Annotated in this window: 2 tRNA genes and 3 rRNA genes; all 5 read right to left on the bottom strand. The window is 52.7% G+C overall.

The features are described 5' to 3' along the window. Positions 1–6 precede the first annotated feature (6 nt). The 5 genes from rrf to EV686_RS18425 all read right to left on the bottom strand — a co-directional run bounded on the left by rrf (position 7) and on the right by EV686_RS18425 (position 5,361). Positions 7–119, bottom strand: a 5S ribosomal RNA gene (rrf, locus tag EV686_RS18445). A 180-nt stretch (positions 120–299) separates the two neighbouring features. After that, a 23S ribosomal RNA gene (locus EV686_RS18440) occupies positions 300–3,183 on the bottom strand. Positions 3,184–3,573: 390 nt separating this feature from the next. Beyond that, positions 3,574–3,649: transfer RNA gene (locus tag EV686_RS18435), tRNA-Ala, on the bottom strand. Between the two features lie 16 nt (positions 3,650–3,665). Beyond that, a tRNA-Ile gene (locus EV686_RS18430) sits at positions 3,666–3,742 on the bottom strand. 88 nt (positions 3,743–3,830) lie between these two features. Then, positions 3,831–5,361, bottom strand: a 16S ribosomal RNA gene (locus EV686_RS18425). The 16S, 23S and 5S rRNA genes sit together here with 2 tRNA genes alongside, the layout of an rRNA operon. Positions 5,362–5,641: the final 280 nt, after the last annotated feature.

The following is a 5,641-nucleotide window of genomic DNA, read 5'->3' as shown; positions in this document are numbered from 1 at the left end:
ATAAGAGCCTGACGATGACCTACTTTCACAGACGTCCGTCCACTATCATCGGCGCGAAGGCGTTTCACTGTCCTGTTCGGGATGGGAAGGAGTGGGACCACCTCGCTATGGTCGTCAGGCGTAACTGGTTGCGCCACTGCGTTGGCAATGGCGCCAATTGGGGGAGAAGCACCGTGAACGCTTAAGCGCCCACGTTCGATGTATTCATGTGTTTTGTACAGTTTTGTCGTTGTGAATTGACTTACTGTTAACTACTTTGATTTTGGCAGCTTACGCGACACTACAACCTGCAAGGTTATAGGATCAAGCCGCACGGGCAATTAGTACTGGTTAGCTGCACGCATTACTGCGCTTCCACACCCAGCCTATCAACGTCCTGGTCTCGAACGACCCTTCAGGGGGGTCAAGCCCCCGGGATACCTTATCTTCAGACGAGTTTCCCGCTTAGATGCCTTCAGCGGTTATCTCTTCCGTACTTAGCTACCCGGCAATGCCATTGGCATGACAACCGGTACACCAGAGGTACGTCCACTCCGGTCCTCTCGTACTAGGAGCAGGCTCCGTCAAGTATCCAACGCCCACGGCAGATAGGGACCAAACTGTCTCACGACGTTTTAAACCCAGCTCACGTACCACTTTAAATGGCGAACAGCCATACCCTTGGGACCGGCTACAGCCCCAGGATGTGATGAGCCGACATCGAGGTGCCAAACACCGCCGTCGATATGAACTCTTGGGCGGTATCAGCCTGTTATCCCCAGAGTACCTTTTATCCGTTGAGCGATGGCCCTTCCATACAGAACCACCGGATCACTATGACCTGCTTTCGCACCTGTTCGACTTGTCAGTCTCACAGTCAAGCACGCTTATGCCATTGCACTATCAGCACGATTTCCGACCGTACCTAGCGTACCTTCGTACTCCTCCGTTACACTTTGGGAGGAGACCGCCCCAGTCAAACTGCCCACCATGCACGGTCCCCGATCCAGATCATGGACCTAGGTTAGAACCGCAAACAGACCAGGGTGGTATTTCAAGGTCGGCTCCACGCAATCTAGCGATCACGCTTCAACGCCTCCCACCTATCCTACACAGGCCGGTTCACAGTCCAATGCAAAGCTACAGTAAAGGTTCATGGGGTCTTTCCGTCTAGCCGCGGGTAGATTGCATCATCACAACCATGTCAACTTCGCTGAGTCTCGGGAGGAGACAGTGTGGCCATCGTTACGCCATTCGTGCAGGTCGGAACTTACCCGACAAGGAATTTCGCTACCTTAGGACCGTTATAGTTACGGCCGCCGTTTACCGGGGCTTCGATCAAGAGCTTGCACCCCATCACTTAACCTTCCGGCACCGGGCAGGCGTCACACCCTATACGTCCACTTTCGTGTTTGCAGAGTGCTATGTTTTTAATAAACAGTCGCAGCCACCGATTCACTGCGGCCCCTTCATGCTCAGTGCGCAGGCACATCACACTACAAGGGCATACCTTATCCCGAAGTTACGGTATCAATTTGCCGAGTTCCTTCTCCCGAGTTCTCTCAAGCGCCTTGGAATATTCATCCCGTCCACCTGTGTCGGTTTGCGGTACGGTCTCGTAGAACTGAAGCTTAGAGGCTTTTCCTGGAACCACTTCCAATCAGTTTAGGACCTAAGCCCTATCCAGCCATACCCTTGAATTCCGCGCCCGGATTTGCCTAAGCGCCTTCTTCGATACAGCAACGGAGTAATCCAACACTCCGATGATCTTCCGCAATCCGTCCCCCCATCGCATTCTACGACGGTGCTGGAATATTAACCAGCTTCCCATCAGCTACGCATTTCTGCCTCGCCTTAGGGGCCGACTCACCCTGCGCCGATGAACGTTGCGCAGGAAACCTTGGACTTACGGCGAGGGGGCTTTTCACCCCCTTTATCGCTACTCATGTCAGCATTCGCACTTCTGATACCTCCAGCAGACTTCTCAATCTGCCTTCACAGGCTTACAGAACGCTCTCCTACCGCGTGTATCAAAGATACACACCCGCAGCTTCGGTCTATGGCTTAGCCCCGTTACATCTTCCGCGCAGGACGACTCGATCAGTGAGCTATTACGCTTTCTTTAAAGGATGGCTGCTTCTAAGCCAACCTCCTGACTGTCTAAGCCTTCCCACTTCGTTTCCCACTTAGCCATAGTTTGGGACCTTAGCTGGCGGTCTGGGTTGTTTCCCTCTTGAGTCCGGACGTTAGCACCCGGTGCTCTGTCTCCCGCGCTGGACTTGCCGGTATTCGGAGTTTGCCATAGTTTGGTAAGTCGCCATGACCCCCTAGCTATAACAGTGCTCTACCCCCAGCAGTCATACGCGAGGCACTACCTAAATAGTTTTCGGAGAGAACCAGCTATTTCCAGGCTTGTTTAGCCTTTCACCCCTATCCACAGCTCATCCCCTAATTTTTCAACATTAGTGGGTTCGGTCCTCCAGCACGTGTTACCGTGCCTTCAACCTGGCCATGGATAGATCGCCTGGTTTCGGGTCTACACCCAGCGACTGAATCGCCCTATTCGGACTCGCTTTCGCTACGCCTTCCCTATTCGGTTAAGCTTGCCACTGAATGTAAGTCGCTGACCCATTATACAAAAGGTACGCAGTCACGGAACAAGTCCGCTCCTACTGTTTGTATGCACACGGTTTCAGGATCTATTTCACTCCCCTTCCGGGGTTCTTTTCGCCTTTCCCTCACGGTACTGGTTCACTATCGGTCGATTACGAGTATTTAGCCTTGGAGGATGGTCCCCCCATCTTCAGACAGGATTTCACGTGTCCCGCCCTACTTATTCGACGCTTAGTACCACAGACTGCATTTCGTCTACAGGGCTATCACCTGCTACGGCCGGACTTTCCATTCCGTTCGACTATACAATCTGCTATCTCGTCAAGGCTGCTCCGGGTTCGCTCGCCGCTACTGCCGGAATCTCGGTTGATTTCTTTTCCTCGGGGTACTTAGATGTTTCAGTTCTCCCGGTTCGCTTCCACACACCTATGTATTCAGTGTGGGATACTGCCAAAGGCAGTGGGTTTCCCCATTCGGATATCTGCGGATCAAAGCTTGTTTGCCAGCTCCCCGCAGCTTTTCGCAGGCTACAACGTCCTTCATCGCCTGTAATCGCCAAGGCATCCACCATGTGCACTTAGTCGCTTGATCCTATAACTTTGCAGTCTATAGGTTCTCTAACATGTCGCGTTGTGCCGTTCATCACTCAAAGGCTGTAATCCCGATCCGAAGATCAGTCTTACGATGTTTTGAGAACTATTTGAACTTTATGTATGCAATCACAACCCTATACTTAACGCACATGACTGCTACAACAGCCAGTCATGCACCATAAATACTTCGTTGTGCTTCTTCCCAATTGTTAAAGAACATCGATCAGCACTCACTTCGCGTAACCCGCCAAGCCTCGCCAACCGGCCGAACCTAAGTTCAACGAACAACATCCAGGCCAACCACACCCAGGACGCTCTTCGTTGCACTCAACTTCGCCACATCACAACAGCCGATAACCCAACCAAATCAACCACACCCTCAAATCATTGGTGGAGGATGACGGGATCGAACCGACGACCCCCTGCTTGCAAAGCAGGTGCTCTCCCAGCTGAGCTAATCCCCCCCGAATCAAAGCGTTGTGGTGGGTCAAGCTGGAATCGAACCAGCGACCCCCGCCTTATCAAGACGGTGCTCTAACCGACTGAGCTACTGACCCAACTGACCCTGACGGGCTTGATCGTGTCGTGATGCTATATTCAACAGCCGATAAGCGTGGACGCTTTCGCTTCGTGCGCTTCGCTCTGAAAGGAGGTGATCCAGCCGCACCTTCCGATACGGCTACCTTGTTACGACTTCACCCCAGTCATGAATCCTACCGTGGTAAGCGCCCTCCTTACGGTTAGGCTACCTACTTCTGGTAAAACCCACTCCCATGGTGTGACGGGCGGTGTGTACAAGACCCGGGAACGTATTCACCGCGACATTCTGATCCGCGATTACTAGCGATTCCGACTTCATGCAGTCGAGTTGCAGACTGCAATCCGGACTACGATCGGGTTTCTGGGATTGGCTCCACCTCGCGGCTTCGCGACCCTCTGTCCCGACCATTGTATGACGTGTGAAGCCCTACCCATAAGGGCCATGAGGACTTGACGTCATCCCCACCTTCCTCCGGTTTGTCACCGGCAGTCTCATTAGAGTGCCCTTTCGTAGCAACTAATGACAAGGGTTGCGCTCGTTGCGGGACTTAACCCAACATCTCACGACACGAGCTGACGACAGCCATGCAGCACCTGTGTTCCGGTTCTCTTGCGAGCACTCCCAAATCTCTTCGGGATTCCAGACATGTCAAGGGTAGGTAAGGTTTTTCGCGTTGCATCGAATTAATCCACATCATCCACCGCTTGTGCGGGTCCCCGTCAATTCCTTTGAGTTTTAATCTTGCGACCGTACTCCCCAGGCGGTCAACTTCACGCGTTAGCTGCGCTACTAAGGCCCGAAGGCCCCAACAGCTAGTTGACATCGTTTAGGGCGTGGACTACCAGGGTATCTAATCCTGTTTGCTCCCCACGCTTTCGTGCATGAGCGTCAGTATTATCCCAGGGGGCTGCCTTCGCCATCGGTATTCCTCCACATCTCTACGCATTTCACTGCTACACGTGGAATTCTACCCCCCTCTGACATACTCTAGCCCGGTAGTTAAGAATGCCATTCCAAGGTTAAGCCCTGGGATTTCACATCCTTCTTTCCGAACCGCCTGCGCACGCTTTACGCCCAGTAATTCCGATTAACGCTTGCACCCTACGTATTACCGCGGCTGCTGGCACGTAGTTAGCCGGTGCTTATTCTGCAGGTACCGTCATTCAGTCCAGATATTAGCCAGACCTATTTCTTCCCTGCCAAAAGTGCTTTACAACCCGAAGGCCTTCATCGCACACGCGGGATGGCTGGATCAGGGTTGCCCCCATTGTCCAAAATTCCCCACTGCTGCCTCCCGTAGGAGTCTGGGCCGTGTCTCAGTCCCAGTGTGGCTGGTCGTCCTCTCAAACCAGCTACGGATCGTCGCCTTGGTAGGCCTTTACCCCACCAACTAGCTAATCCGATATCGGCCGCTCCAATAGTGAGAGGTCTTGCGATCCCCCCCTTTCCCCCGTAGGGCGTATGCGGTATTAGCCACGCTTTCGCGTAGTTATCCCCCGCTACTGGGCACGTTCCGATACATTACTCACCCGTTCGCCACTCGCCGCCAGACCGAAGTCCGCGCTGCCGTTCGACTTGCATGTGTAAAGCATCCCGCTAGCGTTCAATCTGAGCCAGGATCAAACTCTTCAGTTCAATCTCTGTAAAATCGTATTTTCCTCAAGTCCCGAAAGACTTCGGTCATACGTCGCTATGCTCAAAGAAAAAGACAAGACTTTGATTTCTCAAAACCTTACTTCTTCAATGTGCGAGCACTTGATAATTTTGGCGAACCCTCGTGAGAAGGCTGCGCACTCATTCCAAGCGCCCACACTTATCGGCTGTTAAATTGTTAAAGAGCAGTGACATCAAGCAGTAACACTCAACATCGTAAACTTCGCCCCAACCTTTCGGTTGGTCGCCGACAACAAACTTG

It is taken from the genome of Paracandidimonas soli, from assembly GCF_004342005.1.
GTDB lineage: Bacteria > Pseudomonadota > Gammaproteobacteria > Burkholderiales > Burkholderiaceae_B > Paracandidimonas > Paracandidimonas soli.
The sequence above is the reverse complement of the archived record's forward strand: the minus strand, read 5'-3'. Positions and strand labels throughout refer to the sequence as shown.